The sequence below is a fragment of the Methylocystis sp. Se48 genome, from assembly GCF_056269425.1.
Genome location: NZ_CM149850.1, coordinates 888,573 through 908,477 on the forward strand (window position 1 = coordinate 888,573; position 19,905 = coordinate 908,477).

The window sequence follows — 19,905 nt, forward strand, 5'->3', positions numbered from 1 at the left end:
GTCCTGTCCTCAGCCCAGCAAACCGCCGCGCGTGGGCGCCAGCGGATTGTTCGTCAACGCCTCGGCGTCGGGCGCATCCACCGCCGGGCGATGGATGAGCGCCGCATAAAGCCCCTCGACGAATGTGCGGTCGAGATCCTTGACGATGAAGACGATCCGGGTGCGGCGGTCGTCGTCCGGCCAGGCCTCCAGCCGGTGGGGCGGGTGGAAGACATGTTGCACGCCGTGGATGACGACCGGCCGCTCCGGCGCGTCGGACAGGGCGACGATCCCCTTGACCCGCAGCAGACGCGACCCGTGGGTGTGGCGCAGCAGGTCGATGAATATATCGAAGGACGGCGGCGTGAAGGGCGTATCGCCGGTCAGGCAGAAGGCGCGGATGCGATCGTCATGGCGGTTGACGTCGTGACGATGGCCGTGGCCTTCGCGGCCATGATGATGATGGCCGTGATCGCCGTGTCCGAGGGCGTCTTCGACGGCTTCGGCGCTGAGCCATTCGCGCACGCGCGGCGTCTTGCCCGCCGGGTCGTAGAGGCCGCAGTCGAGCAGCGCGGCCGGGGTCGCCTCACCGGCCGCGGCGATGAGGATCCGGGCGCCCGGATTCAGCGCGCGCAGCCGCGCCTCGAGGCCCGGAAGGCGCGCGGCCCCCTCCGGCAGGTCGGTTTTGGCGATGACGAGGCGATCGGCGACAGCCGCCTGTTTCGCCGCCTCCTCATGCGCGTCCAGCGTCGCCTCGCCGTTCACGGCGTCGACGACCGTCGCCACCCCGTCGAGTCGAAAACGCAGCAAGAGATAGGGGTGGTTCATGATGGTGTGGAGAATGGGGGCCGGATCGGCAAGGCCGGTCGTTTCCAGAACAATGCGGCGGAAAGGCCTGATCCGGCCGTTGTCCAGCCGTCGCAGCAAATCCTCGAGCGTATGCGCCAGTTCGCCCCGGATCGTGCAGCAGACGCAGCCCGAGCTCATCATCACCATGTCGCCCTCGACCTTCTCGATGAAGAGATGGTCGAGGCCGATCTCGCCGAACTCGTTGATCAGCACGAGCGTGTCTGCGAGCTCCGGGCGCGCGAGCAGCCCGTTGAGCAGCGTGGTCTTTCCGGCTCCGAGGAAGCCGGTGAGAATCGTCAGCGGAATGGGCGGCGGCGGCCGGCGGTCGGCGGCCGAAGCGGATTCGGTCACTGTGCTTTCGCCTGCGGCTTCGCGGCGGGCGGGACGGGCGTCTTCGCCTTGTCCGCGGCGGCCTTGCCGGGGGCGGTCTTTCCGGCGGCGGGTTTGGCCGGCGTCTCGCGGGCCGCGTCGTTCGCGGGTTTGGCGGCGGTTTTGACCGGCGCCGGTCGGGCGGCGCCGTCCTGAGCAGAGGCTTTGGCGGCGGCCTTTGCGCCCGGTTTGTCAGCGGCCTTGGCGGACGCTGTTGGCTTTTCTTCGGGCGCGGCGCTATCGACCCGCACGATGCTCTCGACCGGCGCCGCGGCCGTCGCGACGCCTGCGCGCCTGGCGCGCTTGCCCTTGCGCAGGCTCGCCGCGTCCGGCGCGGGGCGGCTGATCGGCGAAGCGTCGCCGCCGGACGGTTCCGTATTGGCGTAAGCGGCGAGATCCGTTTGTTCGCCGATCGGGGCGCCCGGCGCGCGGGCCCGGGCGACGGGGCCGACGTAGCCCGGCGCGCGGCCGACATAGACCTGCACCGGCTGGAATTGCGGGCGGGGCAGGCGGGCGATGTTCTTCACGCTGATCTGCTGCGTCGCGCCGCCCATGGCGTCGAGCAGCGGGATGCCCGTCGCGGAGCCGACGGGGATCGACATGTCCTCAACTTCGTTCATAAACTCGGCCGTGGCGGCGCCCCTGTTGCGGCAGACGCTGTCGCGCATGTCGGGGGCGGCTGTCGGTCCGTAGCTGGGCAAGGAGGCGAGCGTGCCCTGCGCTGCGCCGGTCTGGAAGGCGCGGTCGAGCAGGGCGGCGGCCTTGGCGGTGCGCGCCGCCGCCGAAGGGGCGCCGAGAACCACGGCGATGAGCCGCTGTCCCCCGTGCGTGGCCGAGGCGACGAGATTGAAGCCCGCGGGGCAGGTGAAGCCCGTCTTCATGCCGTCGGCGCCGGGATAACGGCCGAGAAGGCCATTGTGCGTCGGGTGGATTTTCCCGCCGAGCTGCATCGCGCCAATGTTCCAGAGGTTGGCGTATTCCGGAAACTGCAGATAGAGCGCGCGGCCGAGAATTGCGAGGTCGCGGGCCGAGGTCACCTGGCGCGTGTCCGGCAGGCCGTTGGGATTGACCCATTGCGACTGGGTCATGCCGAGCGCGGCGGAGGCGCGGTTCATCTCGTCGGCGAAAGCCTCCACCGACCCCGAAACGCCCTCGGCGATGGTGACCGCGATGTCGTTGGCGGACTTCACCATCAGCATGACGAGCGCGTTCTGTAGCGTTACTTCCGTGCCCGGCCGAAAGCCCATCTTCGACGGCGCCATCCGGGCCGCGCGCGGCGAGACCATCAGCGGCGTGTCCATCGTGATGCGGCCGGCGCGAACCGCGTCGAGCGCAACATAGGCCGTCATCAGCTTGGTGAGAGAGGCCGGATACCACGACACCGTCGATTGATCCTGCGACAGCACCTGTCCCGAAGCGACGTCGATCACGAGCGACGGCGTCGCCTCCGCCGCGCGGGGAAGGGCCATTGCGGCGGCCGCGATCGACGCGAGCGCGCCAAGACGCAGCAGTCTTTTCATCGTCGTCATTGGCAAATGTCTCTCGAGGCCGCGCGAGCGGCGATGGAACGCTCCGCGACCATACTCATCATCCCGAAACGGTTCAAATATGGGCAAATTGTGGCCGCGAATCGGCCGGGCGAAAGCGTGGCTTGGCGTGAAGACGCCGGCGATGGGGCGTTTCATCCCTCGGCGCCTCTTTTCACATTATTTTTTCGGGCGTTTGCGTCGGGGTTGTGGTATGACTGAGCCTGCGCGGGCGGGCGGCGCCTCGTCCTGAAAACTTGGCGGATCCGAGGGGCGGGATCCGCGCGTTGCGCGGGCGGCCATCGGAACGCTTTGAAGTGATCGACAAACTCGAATTTCTCATCACCGTCGCCAGCGAAAAAAGTTTTTCGCGCGCGGCCGAGCTCTGCGGCGTGACCCAGCCTACCCTCTCAGCGGGGATCAAGCAGCTCGAGGACACGCTCGGCGTCCTGCTCGTCAATCGGTCGTCGCGTTTTCATGGCCTGACCGCGGAGGGCGAGCGCGTGCTGGTGTGGGCGAAGCGCATCGTCGGCGACTCCCGCGCCATGCGGCAGGAGGTGCGGACGTTGCGGGAGGGGCTCTCCGGCCAGCTCAAGATCGCCGTCATCCCGACCGCTGAGGGAATCGTTTCGGCGCTGACCACCCCCTATCGCGAGAAGCACCCCCATGTGCGCTTCTCGGTGCTTTCCGCCTCCTCGGCCGAGGTGCTGGCGATGCTCGACAATCTAGAGATCGACGCCGGGATCACCTATCTCGACAACGAGCCGCTGGGGCGGGTGCGCACCGTGCCGCTGTGCTCCGAGCGCTACAGGCTTCTGACCACGGCCGGCAATCCGCTCGGGGACCGCGACCGCGTGACATGGGCGGAGGTCGGGCGGATTGACCTCTGCCTGTTGACGCCCGACATGCAGAATCGCCGGATCATAGAGCGGCTAATTGGCGCAGGCGGAACCGAAACGGCCCCCATTCTCGAGTCGAATTCGGTGATCCTGCTGTTCGATCACGTGAAGTCCGGCAGGTGGGCGACGATTCTCCCGGAAAAGCTGGCCAAAACGCTCGGGGCCGAGCCGCCGTTGCGGTCGATACCGATCGTAGAGCCCGAAGCCGGCTACGAAATCGGCCTTGTGGCGCCACAGCGCGATCCGGTGATCCCGCTTGTCGGCGCCCTCGTCGCCGAGGCGAAAGCGCTCGCTGAAAGCGGCAGATTGGACGATTGATAGGCATGCCCTATCGTGCAACGGCGGGGACGCTATTGATCGGGGCGGGGATTTCCGGCACTGTCCTTGGAATAAAACCAATGAAGGGCGCTTGTCTTGAGCTCGACGCCCCAACGCTGGAAGGGAAGAAATGGCTGGCGCTGCTCCTTATAGCGATGAGCGGGCGCGGGAAATTATTGCGGCCCATATGGGTCTCGAAGGCCCCGCTCTGCCCATTTTGCACGCGCTTCAGGCGGAATTCGGATGCGTTCCCGAAGCCGCGGTGAAGGAAATGGCGAATGCGCTGAACGTCAGCCGCGCCGAAATGCATGGCGTTGTGACATTCTACCATGATTTTCACAGCGCCCCGCACGGACGTCACACGCTGAAAATCTGCCGCGCCGAATCGTGCCAGTCGATGGGCGCCGAAAAACAGGCCAATGAATTCCTGGCCCGCCACAAACTGGAATGGGGTCAGACCACCCCCGACGGCTCGCTGACGGTCGAGCCCGTTTATTGCCTAGGTCTCTGCGCGCACAGCCCCTCGGCCCTCTATGACGAGGAGCCCATCGGAATGGTCGACGCCGAAACGCTCGACGGAATCGTCGCGGAGGCGAAGGGCAAATGACCAAGATTTACATCCCCCTGGATATGGCCGCCATGGCGATGGGCGCCGACCGCCTCGCAGCCGCCGTCGCCAAGGAGGCCGCCGCCCGCGGCCAGCAAGTCGAGATCGTGAGAAACGGCTCGCGTGGAATGCTCTGGCTAGAGCCCCTGATCGAGGTGGAGACTCCCGCGGGCCGTGTCGGTTATGGGCCCGCCAAGGTCAAGGATGTCGCATCGCTTTTCGACGCCGGCTTCCTGACGGGCGGCGCCCATCCGCTGAACATCGGGGTCGTCGACGAACATCCCTGGATGAAGCGCCAGAACCGCGTCACCTTCGTGCGCTGCGGCGTCATCGATCCGCTCTCCGTCGCCGAATACGAGACGCATGACGGGTTCAAGGGCCTCGCGCGCGCCTTCGAGGTCGGCCCCGCCGCCGTCGTCGAAGAAGTCACGAAGTCTGGCCTGCGCGGCCGCGGCGGCGCGGGTTTTCCAACCGGCGTCAAATGGAAAACGGTCGCCGACTGCGCGCCTGGCCAGAAATATGTGGTCGTCAACGCGGACGAGGGCGACTCGGGCACGTTCGCGGACCGCATGATCATGGAGGGCGATCCGCTCTCGCTGATCGAAGGCATGATCATCTGCGGCTACGCCGTCGGCGCCTCCAAGGGCTACGTTTATCTGCGCTCTGAATATCCGGTCGCGGCCAAGGTCTTTCAGGCGGCGATCGAGAAGGCGCGCGCGGCCGGCTGGCTCGGCGACAACATCAAGGGCTCCGGTTTCGGCTTCGACGTCGAACTGCGCGTCGGCGCGGGCGCCTATGTCTGCGGCGAGGAGACCTCGCTGCTCGAATCGCTCGAGGGCAAGCGCGGCATCGTGCGCGCCAAGCCGCCGCTGCCGGCGCATGTCGGCCTTTTCGGCAAGCCCACGGTGATCAACAACGTCCTCTCCATGGCGACCGTTCCGATGATCATGGAGAAAGGCGCAAAGCATTACGCCGATCTCGGCGTCGGCCGCTCGCGCGGCACCATGCCGCTCCAGATCGCGGGCAATGTGAAATATGGCGGCCTGTTCGAGACCGATTTCGGCATTCCGCTTGGCGTGATCGTCAACGACATCGCCGGCGGCACGCGCACGGGACGTCCCGTGAAGGCGGTTCAGGTCGGCGGTCCGCTCGGCGCCTATGTGCCCGTGTCGCTGTTCGACCTTCCGATCGATTACGAGGCCTTCGCCGCCAAAGACAGCCTCATCGGCCACGGCGGCCTGGTCGTTTTTGACGACACGGTCGACATGGCGTGGATGGCGCGCTTCGGCATGGAATTCTGCGCCATCGAAAGCTGCGGAAAATGCACCCCCTGCCGCATCGGTTCGACTCGCGGCGTCGAGACGATCGACAAGATCCGCAAGGGCCAGGACGTCGAGAAGAACATCGAGCTTCTCAAGGACCTGTGCCACACGATGAAGTTCGGCTCCCTCTGCGCTTTGGGCGGGTTCGCGCCCTATCCGGTCGAGAGCGCCCTACGTCATTTCCCCGAGGACTTCCGCAAGCCGGCCCTTGAAGCCGCCGAGTGAGGTAGCCGCCATGACGCTTATCAAAGAGACCGATTACGGGACGCCGGAGTCTAAATCCGAGAACATGGTCACCCTGACCATCGACGGGAAGAGCGTCACGGTGCCCGAGGGCACCTCCATCATGCGCGCGGCGATGGAGATCGGCACCGAGATCCCGAAGCTTTGCGCCACCGACAGCATCAAGGCCTTCGGCTCGTGCCGCCTGTGCGTCATCGAGGTCGAGGGCCGCAACGGCACGCCCGCCTCCTGCACCACGCCGGTCGCGCCGGGCATCTCGGTCAAGACCCAGACGCCGCGTCTCGCCGCCATCCGTCGCGGCGTGATGGAGCTTTATATCTCTGACCATCCGCTCGACTGCCTCACCTGCGCGGCGAACGGCGACTGCGAACTGCAGGACATGGCAGGCGCTGTTGGCCTGCGCGACGTGCGTTACGGCTATGATGGCGCGAATCACGTTTTCGCCCGCAATAATGGCGAAGCGAATTTCGCATGGAAGCCGAAGGACGAGTCGAATCCCTATTTCACCTACGACCCGTCGAAGTGCATTGTCTGTAACCGCTGCGTGCGCGCCTGCGAGGAAGTGCAGGGCACTTTCGCGCTGACCATTTCTGGCCGCGGGTTCGACAGTCGCGTCTCCGCCGGCATGGACGAAGCGTTCATGGAGTCGGAGTGCGTCTCCTGCGGCGCCTGCGTGCAGGCCTGCCCGACGGCGACGCTCATCGAGAAGTCGGTCATCGCCATCGGCCAGCCGGAGCACAGCGAAGTCACGACCTGCGCCTATTGCGGCGTCGGCTGCACCTTCAAGGCGGAAATGCGCGGTGAGGAAGTCGTTCGCATGGTTCCCTGGAAGGACGGCAAGGCCAATCACGGCCACAGCTGCATCAAGGGCCGCTTCGCCTATGGCTACGCGCATCACGGCGACCGCGTGCTCGACCCGATGATCCGCGAGTCGATCGACCAGCCCTGGCGCGTCGTCTCCTGGGACGAGGCGCTGACCTTCGCCGCCGATCGGCTCAAGGCGGTGCAGGAGAAATACGGCCGCGGCTCCGTCGGCGCCATCACATCCTCGCGTTGCACGAACGAAGAAACCTATCTTGTTCAGAAGCTCGTGCGCGCCGGCTTCGGCAACAACAATGTCGACACTTGCGCCCGCGTCTGCCATTCGCCGACGGGTTACGGTCTTAATCAGGCTTTCGGCACCTCGGCCGGCACGCAGGATTTCGACTCGGTCGATGAAGCCGACGTCATCCTTGTCATCGGGGCCAATCCGACCGACGCCCATCCGGTGTTCGGCTCGCGCATGAAGAAGCGCCTGCGCGAGGGCGCCAAGCTGATCGTGATCGATCCGCGCCGCATCGACCTCGTGCGTTCGCCCCACATTGAGGCGGACTATCATCTGGCGCTTCAGCCCGGCACCAATGTCGCGATGGTCACGGCGCTCGCCCACGTCATCGTTAAGGAAGGCCTTGTGAACGAGTCCTTCGTGCGCCATCGCTGCGACTGGGACGAGTTCCAGGCCTGGGCCGACTTTGTCGCGCAGGACCGCAACAGTCCCGAAGCGCTCGAAGCGACGCTCGGCGTGAAGGCGGAAGACATCCGCGGCGCCGCGCGGCTCTACGCCACGGGCGGCAACGCCGCGATCTACTACGGCCTCGGCGTCACGGAGCATTCGCAAGGCTCCACCACCGTCATGGGCATCGCCAACCTCGCCATGGCGACCGGAAATCTGGGCCGTCGCGGCGTGGGCGTGAACCCGTTGCGCGGGCAGAACAACGTGCAGGGCTCCTGCGACATGGGCTCGTTCCCGCACGAGTTGCCGGGCTACCAGCACATCTCGGGCGAGGCTGCGCGCGCCGTCTTCGAGACGGACTGGGGCGTCAAGCTCGATCCGGAGCCCGGCCTGCGCATCCCGAACATGTTCGACGCGGCGATCGAAGGCCGGTTCAAGGGTCTTTATCTGCAGGGCGAGGACATTTTGCAGTCCGACCCCGACACGCGCCATGTTTCGGCGGCTCTCGCCAATATGGAGATCGTGATCGTTCAGGATCTCTTCCTGGTCGAGTCGGCGCACTACGCGCACGTCTTCCTGCCGGGCTCCTCCTTCCTCGAGAAGGACGGCACATTCACCAATGCGGAGCGCCGCATCCAGCGCATTCGCAAGGTGATGACGCCGAAGAACGGCTACGGCGACTGGGAAATCACCCAGTTGCTCGCCAAAAAGCTTGGCATGAGCTGGAACTACCGCAATCCGTCCGAGATCATGGACGAGATCGCGCGGCTGACTCCGTCCTTCCGCGGCGTCTCCTACGAAAAACTCGACGAGGTCGGCTCCGTTCAGTGGCCGTGCAACGACGAGGCCCCCGATGGCATGCCAATCATGCACATCGACGGCTTCGCGCGCGGCAAGGGCAAGTTCGTGATCACGGAATATGTGCCCACGGACGAGAAGGTCGGGCCGCGCTTCCCGCTGCTGCTGACGACGGGCCGCATCCTGTCGCAGTACAACGTCGGCGCGCAGACCCGTCGCACCGAAAACAGCCGCTGGCACGAAGAAGATGTGCTGGAAATCCATCCGCATGACGCGGAGGAGCGCGGGGTGCGCGACGGCGACTGGGTGCGCGTCCAGAGCCGCGCCGGCGAAACGTCGCTGCGCGCCAAGGTTACGGACCGCGTGGCGCCGGGCGTCGTCTACACGACCTTCCATCACCCCATGACCCAGGCCAATGTCGTCACCACCGACAATTCGGACTGGGCCACCAACTGTCCTGAATACAAGGTCACCGCCGTGCAGGTTTCCCCCTCAAACGGCCCGACCGAGTGGCAGGAGAAGTATCGCCATCTGTCCGAACAAGCCCGGCGGGTTGCGAGCACGATCGACGCGGCGGAATGACCGACGTTCCGTCGCCGACTCTTCGAGTAGATTGCCAGGCGCGCCGTCACGATGTGACGGCGCGTTCTTCTCGCGTAATCCCCGAGGAGACGCCGATCGCCTTCACCTATGGCGGGTCGACGCATGCGGTGATGATGGCGACCCCCGCCGACCTCGAAGATTTCGCAGTGGGGTTCGCCCTCACCGAAGGTTTGGTCGACGCGCCCCGGGACGCGGGGGACGTGGAAATCATTTCTTCAGACGCCGGCGTGGAATTGCGAACCTGGCTCGGCGGCGGGCGTCAGGAGGCCTACGCCCAACGCAGGCGTTCGATGGCCGGGCCGACCGGTTGCGGCCTTTGCGGCATCGAAAGTCTCGAAGCCGCGACGCGCCAATTGCCGACGCTCGACAATTCGCTCACTGTGGCGGCGGAAGCCCTGATCGACGCCATGGATCGCCTTCCGGCCATGCAGAAGATAAATCAGGAGACGCGCGCCGTTCACGCCGCCGCCTTCTGGAACCCTCCGTCCGGCGCCCTGATCGTGCGCGAGGACGTGGGCCGCCACAATGCTCTCGACAAGCTCGCCGGCGCGCTCGCGCGCCAGGGGATCGCCGCCTCGCAGGGCGTGGTGCTGATGACGAGCCGCATCTCCGTCGAACTCGTGCAAAAAGCCGCGCGGATCGGCGCGCCGATCATCGCGGCGGTCTCGGCGCCGACCGCATTGGCGGTTCGCAGCGCCGAAAAATGCGGTATGACGCTCGTGGCCGTGATGAGGGGCCGCGACTTCGAAGTCTTCACCCATCCAGGACGCATCCTCGAACAGGTTTCCGCACATGTCGCATGATTCAGTTGAGAAGCTCGTGAAGATGGCCAATCAGATCGGCGCGTTTTTCGCCCCCCAGAAAACCGGCGCCGCGGCCGGCATGGCGGAGCATCTGCGCAAGTTCTGGGCCCCCCATATGCGCGAGACGATCTGCGAACATGTCAAACACGGCGGCGCGGGCCTCGATCCGATCGCGATCGAGGCCGTCAAGATTCTCGACGCGGAAAAAGCCAAGGGCGCGGCCTGAGCGGCTGCATCTCCGAACCAGCGAAAAGCGGTCCGGCGTCATGCGGGCCGCTTTTCGGTTTTTCAGGGTCCGAAAGCATTGGACGCGCCCCGCGCCGTCGCATAGGTCTGTCCAGCGAAAAAACTGATTCACGAGAGCCGAGAGCATGACCGACGCGACCTGCCCCTGCCGCGTGACCGATAGCGACAAGCGCGCCTATGCGGACTGCTGCAAGCCCTTTCTCGAAGAGGGCAAGGCGCCGCCGACGGCCGAGGCGCTCATGCGCTCGCGCTATACGGCCTTTGTGCGCGGCGACATCGACTATCTTCACGATACGCTCGCGCCCGGCGCCCGTGACGATTTCGACCGCAAGGCGATCACGCACTGGTCTCGTCAGTCGCAGTGGCTCGGACTCGACGTCCTTTCGACAGAGCAGGGCCTCGAAGCAGACGACAGCGGCCATGTCGAATTCGTCGCGAGCTTCGTCAACGAGGGCCAAAGCTATGCGCATCGCGAGCGCTCGCTGTTCCGGAAGCTCGACGGGCGCTGGTATTTCCAGGAAGAGGCCAATCGAAAGAATGCGCCGATCGTAAAAGGCGCCCAGCCCGGGCGCAACGATCCCTGCCCCTGCGGCTCCGGCAAGAAATACAAGAAGTGCTGCGGAGCGGCCGCATAAAGCGCCCCGGGGCGCTTTAAGCGATCGTTAAGCGCGTTGCGGCATTGTTCTTCGCAACGACGCGACTTGATGTAAGGTCGCAACGTCGACGACAGTGATCGCAAAATTGATCGATCCCGTCGACGATAGCTTCGGACGGGCAGTTCGCCCGTGGCATGACGCCTCCTCCGTCGAGCCGGTGCGACCCCGGTATGTCCCTTGAAAACTCCAAAGTCAAAAAAGGGATCGACGAAACATGTCTAGCATTCTTGTGAACCCCTCCGCCATTACCGCCCTGCAGTCGCTGCGCATGACGCAATCCGCGTTGAACACGACGCAGAAAGAGATTTCGACGGGTCTGAAAATCTCCAGCGCCGCCGACAACGCTTCGACCTGGGCAATCGCCGAGGCGATGAAGTCCGACAAAGGCGTGCTTTCCACGATCAGCGACTCGCTGTCCGGCGCGCAATCCGTTCTCAATGTCGCGACCGCAGCCGTAAAAAGCGCGATCACGGTGATGAACGACATCAAGAACGCCGTGGCGCAGGCCCAACAGCCGGGCGCCGATCAGGCGAAGATCCTCACGAGCCTTCAGGAGCTTGGCAAACAACTCACGAGCATCGTTTCTTCGGCGACCTTCACCGGGCTCAATGTCACGGACGGCTCCCTCACCAGTCCAGTGAAATTCATCGCGTCTTACAATAACGGCGGCGGCGCGGCCGCCTCGGTCGTTGGCACGATCGATCTTGCCGTGACGGACCTGACCAACACCGGCGGCACGGGCATTCTCGAAGCGGCGCAGGCGACGGGCTCCACCGCGGCGACGAATTTCACGGCGCTCGTCGCAGGCGATCTCGCCGCGGGAACAATCGCGGATACGCTGTCGAACGCTGACAAGGCGATTGCCGATCTGACGACCTATGCTTCCGAGATCGGCGCGACAATGGCGCGCGTCAAAGCCCAGAACGAATTCATCAAGACGATGAACGAAGCGCTGACCACCGGCGTGTCGTCGCTCGTCGACGCAGACATGAATGAGGCATCGACCCGTCTTCAGGCGTTGCAGACGCAGCAGCAGCTCGGCGTCCAGGCGCTGTCGATCGCCAATCAGAACGCGCAGATGATCCTGAAGCTCTTCCAGTAACTTCCAGCCAGTATGATCCGGGGGCCGCGTCGCGCGAGGCGCGGCCTCTTCTCGTCGGGGCGCATTCCGCTAAAGGCGAAAGATGTTTGCGCTCATTATGCGCCCCTGCTTTTTGATGTGGCGCGATCTCATGTCGCTTGCATCGTTCCTTGTGCGTGGAAATCGCGCTCGCCAAGGATGAATCTTAACTATTTGTTAAGAAATAAAATTGCGCAAGCCGCGCAACGCTCGCGCAAGGCGCGACGACGACTGTAGGGCGGAAGAGTCGTCACGGAACGCCGCATTCGCCATGGACCGCATCACGCTGCTTCTCGAAAATCTGAAAGCTCTCGGCGGACGCAAGCTCGCCGCCCTCGCCATGACCTTCGCGCTGGTCGTTGGCCTGGTCTCCCTCGCCGCCTATTATCTGTCGCGCCCGACATTCGAAATTCTTTACGCCGGTCTCGACCGCGAGGACGTGAGCCGCATCGGGGCCGTACTCAAATCGACCGGCATCGTCTTCGACATCAATCCCGAAGGCAATGCGGTATCCGTTCCTTACGGACAGACCGCACAGGCGCGCATGCTACTTGCCGAACGCGGCCTGCCGCAGAGCGCCAACGCCGGATACGAATTGTTCGACAAAGTTGGCGCATTGGGCCTGACATCCTTCATGCAGGAAGTGACGCGCGTGCGAGCTCTCGAGGGTGAACTCGCGCGCACGATCCAGTTGATCCGCGGCGTCAAGGCGGCGCGAGTGCACATCGTCATGCCGGATGAAGGTTCTTTCCGCCGCCCGAAGCAACCGCCGTCCGCATCCGTCGTCATCCGTACCGAGGGGCCGGACGATTCGAGCGCGGCGCAGGCGATCCGTCATCTCGTCGCGTCCTCGCTCCCCGGCATGACAGTCGACCAGGTCACGGTGCTGAATACGGACGGGATGATTCTATCGTCGTCCGATGGCGATGCGGCGGACGCCGCGCCGGTGAAAACCCTGACCCTGGAAAAAAACCTTGCGAAGGATATTCAGGAAAACATCCGCCGCACGCTCACGCCCTATCTCCGATTGCCAAATTTCCAGGTAAGCGTTCGCGCTCGCGTGAATACGGACCGCAAGCAGACGAACGAGACGATCTATGATCCAGAGTCGCGCGTGGAGCGCTCTGTTCGCACTGTGAAGGAGACGTCGCAGTCGCAGAATAGCACCAACGCCCAGACGACGACTGTCCAACAAAACATTCCCCAGGCTCCTCCGCCGAGCGCTGATGGGAAACAATCGAGCGACGAAGCCAAGAAAAGCGAAGAGCTGACAAATTACGAGCTGTCATCCAAAACGGTCACGACGGTGAGCGGCGGATACAACATCGAGCATATCTCCGTCGCCGTTCTCATCAATCGCTCTGCATTCGTGGAACCGAATGCGAAGACATCCCCGCAGCCGGAGGCTGTGGAGCGCCAGATCAAGGAAATCGAACAGCTCGTTTCCTCCGCGGCCGGTCTGAAAAAGGAACGCGGCGACTCTCTCAAGGTGACGGCAGTCGACTTCCTGCTCGACGAACATGAGATCAGCCCCGTAGAGAGCCCCGGCTTCGTCGCGATGCTCGGCAGCCATCTGGGGGCTATCCTCAACGCGCTCACTGCGCTCGGCATCGCCGCTCTCGTCGTCATCTTCGGTCTTGCGCCGGCGCGCCGAGCCCTGCTCGCCGAACGAGTGGAAGAGAGACGCGAGCCGCCGCCGCTCATCGGCATAAGCGACCCAGCGCCGCTCGACACAGTTGGCGGCGAAGCATCCGCGCCATTGCTCTCCGCCCCGAACCACGGGTTGATCGAAAGCGCGGCGGAGAGCGCGAAGGAAGTCGCTCGCCGCAAGCTGGAACAGCTGATCGAGCGCGACGACGCGCACGCCGCCGCGGTCATGAAGCAGTGGATGCGGAGTTGATCAGCCCATGACGATCCACGGAGTTGCCTCTTATCTTGCGTGTTTCGACGCCCCGCCGACTCCAGCGCAAATATTCGACGATCGAAGCCTGCCGCCGCCCGCGCCAGAGGACGACCCAGCGGAACTGCGCCGTCAGATCGACCTCTTGCGCGCGGATCTGGAGGCGCAATTCGCGGAGAAACTGGCGCGGGAGCGCGCAGACGCGGAAGGGCGTCTCGCTCGCGCGCGCGAGCTGTGGACCTTGGAGCAGGCGGAACCGCTGATGCGTCGGACCATTCAGGCGATCGACGGCGCATTCGAAAGCCTTCGTAGCGACCTCGCGATCATTCTCGCGCCTTTCGTTTCGCAGGAGATCGCGCGAAAAGCGATCGATGATCTGGTCGGCGCGACGCGAAGCGCAATCGCCTCCGAGGACACACCGGCGCTCACGCTCGCGGGCCCGAAGGATTTGATCGAAAAGGTCGCGCGCGCGCTGGCGGCGGACAATTGGGCAATTTCGATAATCGAGTCCAAAGATGTCGACGTACGGATGACGATTGCGAAGACGACCATAGAAACTGGCGTTCGTGACTGGATCGCGCGCCTTGCCGATGACGGGAGCGAGCCGTCATGAGCGATGATCATGGCGGTCACGTTATCATCCGCAAGAAAAAGTCGGACGGCGAAGAAGAGCATCACGGCGGCGTGTGGAAGCTCGCCTTCGCCGACTTCATGACAGCCATGATGGCCTTTTTCCTCGTGATGTGGCTCATCAACTCCACCTCGAAAGAAACGAAAGCGTCCATCGTTCAATATTTCAATCCTGTGCAGCTCATCGACGCCAATCCGGCGCACAAGGGTCTTCACGACCCGAAGGAAAAAGGGCGAGGACAATCGATTGACCAAGCCGATGCCCAGAACGTTGTCGAGAGTCAGGAGCGGAAAAAAGAGGAGGCGTTGCACAAGGAGCCGATGAAGGCGTTGGAGCAGATCGCGCAGCGAGATCCGCCGCCCCAACCTTCCCACGATCGAGCGCCGCCGGCGGCGTCTGCGGAGACCAGAGACCCCTTCGACCGAGATGAAGGCGAAGCGGCGAGCCGGAATTTTGAGTCGCAAAGTCGCGCAGCTGGATTGTCGCGAGATAACGCGGCCACTGCGACAAAATTGGCCGCGGAGATCGCGCGCATGACGGCGCGCGAAAGCCATGCGCCAAAAGTGGAGGTTCGCCAGACGGAGGAAGGCATCCTGATCAGCCTAACCGACGACGCGAATTTCTCGATGTTCGCCGTCGGCTCGATCGAACCGAAGCCACAGCTTGTGCGCCTTCTTGCCCAAATCGGAAAGGCTCTCGCCAGCAGAAGCGGAGAGATCGAATTGCGCGGGCATACGGACGCCCGCGTCTATGCGAGCAAGAGTTACGACAACTGGCGTCTGTCATCTGATCGGGCGACGATGGTCAATTACATGCTCTTGCGCGGCGGCCTGCCGTCGACGCGTATTGGCAAGATCGTCGGATTCGCGGATCGGCGCCCGAAAAACTCGAAAGATCCCTTTGCGGCGGTAAACAGACGAATTGAAATCCTCTTGCACGGAGACGGCGGATGAGAGGACGTGTCGCGACCGCATGTGCGGTTCTGGCTTTTTGGCTTTATGTCGGTGACGCGGTAGCCGCTGACTTTCCGACGATCGTTCGCGATCTCACCATTCTTCAAAACCGCATGGTCTCCGGCGATGAGGAAGCACGGAAGGCTGTGGCGCGACAATTCGAGCGCGCAAACATGTTGGTCGAAGGGGTTGAGCCGGAACGTTGGATGGATGACCGGTACATGAAGGCGGCAATCGTCTATCTCCTATGCGGCGGGGCGCCGAAGCCGTTGCGAGAGATATACGAGGCGGGCTTTGCGTCTGGAAGCTTGGCGACGTTGTTGGATGCGAGCCTTCGATACGCAGAAGGACAGGATGCTCGGGGAAAGGCGCTGCTCGATTTCGACGCTCGCGACTTTCCTCCGCTTGTCGGAGGCCACATTGCGCTGATTCAAGGCGCGTCGCTTATTGGAACCGATGATGCGCGCGCAATTGATTTGCTGGATCTGGCGCGACTACTGATGCCGGGCTCTCTTGTCGAAGAAGCAGCGTTGAGACGAGAGATCGCATTGCTTGATCCCGTCGAATCAAGCGATAAGCTCCAACTCCTCGCAACCCGTTATGCTGCGAAATATAGCGCTTCGCCATACGCGGAGGGATTCTGGAAGCAGTTTGAGGCCGTCTATTTGACGGTGGCGTCGGGCCGAAGCGGGCAAGGCGTCGCCGGTCTGGACGGAATTCTGGAAAAGGCGCCGGGAGCTTTCCGTCGCGACGCTTATATGACGCTCGCACGTAATGCGCTGCTCGCCGGCGATTTCGATAAGGCAGGCCAAGCTCTTTCTAAAGCAGAGACAGTTGCGACCGATTCAAATGGACGCAAGCGCGTCGCGTTGCTTCGCGCAGCTATAAAATCACTTGGAGACATCGACGCGACGTCTCTCGACGCGGCGATGTTGGCGGGTGCAAGTCCCCAGGACCAGGAGCTTGCACGAATTGTCGCGGGCGTCATCGCTCGGATCAAGGCGTCGGAGGGAGGGCGGTTCGATCTCGAGAAGGCAGACAATGCGGCGTCGGAGCAAGTCGATAGCGTCATCCTTGCAGGACGCGAGGCGTTGGAGCAAACCGACGCGCTCTTGAAACGTGCGACTGCCCAATGATCCAGCAGCCAGGTTCATTGCCGCTATTCTTCGTTCCGACGCAGATGGCGTCGGGCGAAGCTTCGCCAAACAACAGGTCGGCGACGAGAGCGGACAGCTTTTCTGGGGTTCTTGAACAGTCGAACGAGGTGATGTCCGAAACAAGAAATGAGGGCGTCGATCGAGCGGAGGTTCCTCTTGAACGCATGGCGACACCGGCGCCGATAGAACCTGCGATCATACAGATTTCTCTATTCGGGCCGGCGGTCGGCGGCTCGCGGTCGCGAGAGAGAATCGAGCATACGACAGTTTGTGCTGGGATGTTGGGTCACGATGAAGCGATGAGAGGCGTGAGCGAGCTGAGTCCGGATAAAGATTTGCCGAGGGTCGGAAGGCTTATCGAAGGCTTGCCTGGCCCGTCCGATCTCCTGTTCGGCTCAGAAACTGACGATCGCGATCGAGTTTCAGGAGAGGCAAATACGCCCTCCCTGCTGCCGTCCACATCAATGCAACCCAGCGTCATCCACGTCAGCATGATTCAGACACATCTGCCGGCGGCGATAATTTCTTCTCTGGCGGAGATGGCCAGAGGTTCTCCAGAAACGCCGGGAGCGTCCGGCTTCCACCTGCTCATTCAGGAAAAGAGCGCCGTTCCAATCAAATTCGTCAAGTTCGATATCGAACCCGCGAGCTTGGGTCCTATCGTCGTCAGGATGCGGCTGACCCAAGCTAGTGTGGAAATCGAAATGAGCGCGTCGGCTGCGAAGACGGCGGTTCTGCTCGACGATCTCCGCGAGGCGCTGACGAAAGCTATCGGGGACCAAGGCTACGCTTTGAGTCGCCTCGATATTCAGATGGCTACGGTTGTTCCTGGGGCGGAAGCCACGCAACGGGGCGGCGATCGCGGCCCGCCGGTTTCCGATCATTCGCCGACACAGGATTTCGCTAATGACGAAAGTTCGAACCATTCAAACCACCGCGGCCGGTCCCCGCACCAATCGACCGCGGAGAGAGAGAGCGTGGGCGATCGGAGGGGCGATCGCGCTGGCGTGTTTCTCTAGCCCATCAAGCGCGAGCGAAAATATATGCGAGGCGGAAATGATGCGCGCAGCCCGCGAAAACGCGGTGCCGGTGGCCGTTCTTTACGCAGTTGCTCTCACGGAAACCGGACAGCGTGGCGCTTTGAACGCCTTCGCGATGAACATTCACGGACGACCCTCTTTCAATGCGACGCTACAGGAAGCCGTCGCGACATTCGACGACGCGCGTCGGCGTGGAATCAAGCTCATCGACATCGGTTGCATGCAAATCAACCATCACTATCATGGTAGAAAATTTTCTTCTGTCGAAGACATGTTCGAGCCTGCGCAAAATGTCGATTACGCGGCGAAGTTCCTAAAAGCGCTGCGCAACAGCGAAGGATCCTGGACAGGCGCGGTGGCGCGCTATCACGCCGGCCCAGGCAATCCGCCGGCCCAGCGCAGCTACGTGTGCGCGGTCATTCGAAACATGGTCGCGAGCGGCTTTGGCGCCTGGACGACGGAGTCGGCGCGTTTCTGTCGGGTTTGAGGGCGCACTTCAGTCTCGCGCAAGTCCCATAGCTTAACCAGAGCTTGTCGGCATGAACCTGCGAGCGTGATGAAATGAGCTTCGTCATTGGATTGGTCGTCACAATGGGCTGCATGCTGGGCGGTTTCGCCGCGCTCGGCGGGCATCTTGTCGTTCTCTGGCAGCCCTGGGAGTTCGTCATTATCATGGGCTCGGCGCTCGGCACCTTCATTGTCGCGAATCCGACCAAGGTCATCAAGGATACGGGAAAGGCGCTCCTGCAGGCGATTCTCGAGAAGACGCCCAAGCGCCGCGATTATCTTGATATACTCGGTCTGTTGCACGCATTGATGCGCGAGTTGCGCAGCAAGTCGCGAGCCGAGGTCGAGGCGCACATCGAGCAGCCGGCGGAGTCGCCCCTGTTCGCAGCGTTTCCGAATGTTCTAAAGAATGCCGAGATCACCACCTTTATCTGCGACTATTGCCGTCTTTACATGATCGGCAATGTGAAGACATTCGAGATCGAAAGTCTGATGGACGAGGAGATGGCGGAGATCAAGCACGACAAACTGAAGCCCTACCATGCGCTCACCGCGGTCGGCGATGGCTTGCCGGCGCTCGGCATTGTCGCTGCGGTGCTCGGCGTGATCAAGGCGATGGGCGCTCTGGATCAGTCGCCGGAACTCCTCGGCGGCTTGATCGGCGCTGCGATGGTGGGGACGTTTGCAGGCATCTTTGTTTCCTACGGGATCATGACGCCTCTTGCCTATAAGGTGAAAGTCGCGCGCAGCAAGGAGTGCCACGTCTATCTGATCATCAAGCAGACGCTGCTGGCCTTTATGAACGGCGCCCTGCCGCAGGTCGCGGTCGAGCACGGTCGAAAGTCGATTCCCGCGCACGAGCGTCCGTCGATCGATGAAGTAGAAAACGAAACGCTGAATGGCGGGGCGCCGATGGCGGAGGCGGCATGACTGCGGAAGAGGACCACTCGAGCGAGGAAAGATTCGCGGTTCGTGACGAACCCTTGGTCTCCGTCAGCGAGGCTGCGCTCGATAGGATGCCGGCGCTCACGCTGATCTTCGAGGAAAGCGCATCGCGCGCGACCCGCGCCTTTGCCGCCTACACAGAAATTCCGGTCGATTTTTACCTTGAACGTTTGGAAGTGTCTCGTCTGCTCGATCTTGCAGGGGCCGACGATGAAGGCAGGCCGATTTTCGTCTTTCGGGCGATCGGGCTCGACGCGAATATTGCGGCGGCGATGGACGACGCCATGTGGCGCGTCGTCGTCGAGGTCTTGCTCGGATCGGGAATGGTCGATCATGCGACGGACCGGAGACCGACGAAGCTGGAGAAGCGGCTGGCGGAATTCGCGGTGGGGCGATTTCTGAAGGAACTTGCGGAGGCGCTGTCGTCGCTCACGCTGGTCGCCTTCGAGAGGGATCCGCTCGCGGAAGAATCTGGCCTCGGAGCGCTTGGTCAAAAGACGGAAGTCGTGATTTCGGCGGTGATCGGTTTCCAGGCTCTGGAGAGGCAGGGAAGGCTCTCGGTTCTGATGCCGCGCTCGGCGCTAGATCCTTTTGCGACGGCGCTTGCACGGATGCCGGGGGCGGAGGGAAAGGCGCGCGACGAGCATTGGGCCGAGCGTCTTTACGAACAGATCGTGCGAACCGAAGTGAGGATCGATCTGAAACTCGAAGCTCGCGGACTGACGTTGGGAGAGATTTCCCGTCTTGCCGTCGGAGACGTGTTGCGTCTGCCCGTCGCTCCGGACGGTCTCATAAGGGTGACGTCGGAAGACGCAACGCTCTTCTGGTGCACGCTCGGTCAGAAGGACGGTTTCTACACCGTGCGGATCGAGGAATTTTCGGACGAACGTCAGTCTTTCATCGAGAACATTCTGGGCGTATGAAGCGACGCAGAGGAACTAG

General features: G+C 63.0%; 18 protein-coding genes. 16 read left to right on the forward strand and 2 right to left on the reverse strand.

Going from position 1 to position 19,905, the window contains the following annotated elements; all coding sequences use genetic code 11:
• Positions 1-9: 9 nt before the first annotated feature.
• Positions 10-1,179, reverse strand: coding sequence for a CobW family GTP-binding protein (locus tag ACV959_RS04325; RefSeq protein ID WP_475738687.1), 1,170 nt, complete (start codon positions 1,177-1,179; stop codon positions 10-12).
• Positions 1,176-2,726, reverse strand: a complete 1,551-nt coding sequence (locus tag ACV959_RS04330) for a D-alanyl-D-alanine carboxypeptidase family protein (protein WP_475738688.1) — start codon at positions 2,724-2,726, stop codon at positions 1,176-1,178. The genes ACV959_RS04325 and ACV959_RS04330 overlap by 4 nt, the downstream gene beginning before the upstream one ends.
• A 314-nt stretch (positions 2,727-3,040) precedes the next feature.
• Between ACV959_RS04330 and ACV959_RS04335 the strand changes: the two genes are divergently transcribed.
• The 16 genes from ACV959_RS04335 (at position 3,041) to ACV959_RS04410 (ending at position 19,886) form a co-directional block, all read left to right on the forward strand.
• Complete coding sequence (locus ACV959_RS04335) at positions 3,041-3,940, forward strand: LysR family transcriptional regulator (protein ID WP_475738689.1); 900 nt, start codon at positions 3,041-3,043, stop codon at positions 3,938-3,940.
• Positions 3,941-4,070: 130 nt separating this feature from the next.
• Complete coding sequence (locus ACV959_RS04340; RefSeq protein WP_475738690.1) at positions 4,071-4,547, forward strand: formate dehydrogenase subunit gamma; 477 nt, start codon at positions 4,071-4,073, stop codon at positions 4,545-4,547.
• Positions 4,544-6,094 carry a formate dehydrogenase beta subunit gene (locus ACV959_RS04345; RefSeq protein ID WP_475738691.1) on the forward strand — a complete coding sequence of 517 codons (1,551 nt, stop codon included), beginning with the start codon at positions 4,544-4,546 and terminating at the stop codon, positions 6,092-6,094. The genes ACV959_RS04340 and ACV959_RS04345 overlap by 4 nt, the downstream gene beginning before the upstream one ends.
• Before the next feature lie 10 nt (positions 6,095-6,104).
• Positions 6,105-8,984, forward strand: a complete 2,880-nt coding sequence (gene fdhF / locus ACV959_RS04350) for a formate dehydrogenase subunit alpha (protein ID WP_475738692.1) — start codon at positions 6,105-6,107, stop codon at positions 8,982-8,984.
• A complete protein-coding gene (fdhD, locus tag ACV959_RS04355) occupies positions 8,981-9,808 on the forward strand; it encodes a formate dehydrogenase accessory sulfurtransferase FdhD (protein ID WP_475738693.1) in 828 nt (275 codons plus the stop codon). Before fdhF ends, fdhD begins: the two co-directional genes overlap by 4 nt.
• Positions 9,798-10,034, forward strand: coding sequence for a formate dehydrogenase subunit delta (locus ACV959_RS04360; RefSeq protein ID WP_475738694.1), 237 nt, complete (start codon positions 9,798-9,800; stop codon positions 10,032-10,034). The genes fdhD and ACV959_RS04360 overlap by 11 nt, the downstream gene beginning before the upstream one ends.
• Before the next feature lie 145 nt (positions 10,035-10,179).
• Positions 10,180-10,689: a YchJ family protein gene (locus tag ACV959_RS04365; RefSeq protein WP_475738695.1), complete on the forward strand. Its 510-nt coding sequence runs from the start codon at positions 10,180-10,182 to the stop codon at positions 10,687-10,689.
• Between the two features lie 235 nt (positions 10,690-10,924).
• Positions 10,925-11,812 carry a flagellin gene (locus ACV959_RS04370; protein WP_475738696.1) on the forward strand — a complete coding sequence of 296 codons (888 nt, stop codon included), beginning with the start codon at positions 10,925-10,927 and terminating at the stop codon, positions 11,810-11,812.
• A 289-nt stretch (positions 11,813-12,101) separates the two neighbouring features.
• Positions 12,102-13,730: a flagellar basal-body MS-ring/collar protein FliF gene (gene fliF / locus ACV959_RS04375; RefSeq protein WP_475739585.1), complete on the forward strand. Its 1,629-nt coding sequence runs from the start codon at positions 12,102-12,104 to the stop codon at positions 13,728-13,730.
• 7 nt (positions 13,731-13,737) lie between these two features.
• A complete protein-coding gene (locus ACV959_RS04380) occupies positions 13,738-14,343 on the forward strand; it encodes a hypothetical protein (protein WP_475738697.1) in 606 nt (201 codons plus the stop codon).
• Positions 14,340-15,314: a flagellar motor protein MotB gene (locus tag ACV959_RS04385; protein WP_475738698.1), complete on the forward strand. Its 975-nt coding sequence runs from the start codon at positions 14,340-14,342 to the stop codon at positions 15,312-15,314. The genes ACV959_RS04380 and ACV959_RS04385 overlap by 4 nt, the downstream gene beginning before the upstream one ends.
• Complete coding sequence (locus ACV959_RS04390) at positions 15,311-16,450, forward strand: hypothetical protein (RefSeq protein WP_475738699.1); 1,140 nt, start codon at positions 15,311-15,313, stop codon at positions 16,448-16,450. Before ACV959_RS04385 ends, ACV959_RS04390 begins: the two co-directional genes overlap by 4 nt.
• Positions 16,447-17,490 (forward strand): flagellar hook-length control protein FliK, encoded by a 1,044-nt coding sequence (fliK, locus tag ACV959_RS04395; RefSeq protein WP_475738700.1) that lies wholly within the window; start codon positions 16,447-16,449, stop codon positions 17,488-17,490. Before ACV959_RS04390 ends, fliK begins: the two co-directional genes overlap by 4 nt.
• Positions 17,491-17,527: 37 nt before the next feature.
• Positions 17,528-17,998 (forward strand): transglycosylase SLT domain-containing protein, encoded by a 471-nt coding sequence (locus ACV959_RS04400; protein ID WP_475738701.1) that lies wholly within the window; start codon positions 17,528-17,530, stop codon positions 17,996-17,998.
• A 74-nt stretch (positions 17,999-18,072) separates the two neighbouring features.
• Positions 18,073-18,948, forward strand: a complete 876-nt coding sequence (gene motA / locus ACV959_RS04405) for a flagellar motor stator protein MotA (RefSeq protein WP_475738702.1) — start codon at positions 18,073-18,075, stop codon at positions 18,946-18,948.
• Complete coding sequence (locus tag ACV959_RS04410; RefSeq protein WP_475738703.1) at positions 18,945-19,886, forward strand: FliM/FliN family flagellar motor switch protein; 942 nt, start codon at positions 18,945-18,947, stop codon at positions 19,884-19,886. The genes motA and ACV959_RS04410 overlap by 4 nt, the downstream gene beginning before the upstream one ends.
• Positions 19,887-19,905: the final 19 nt, after the last annotated feature.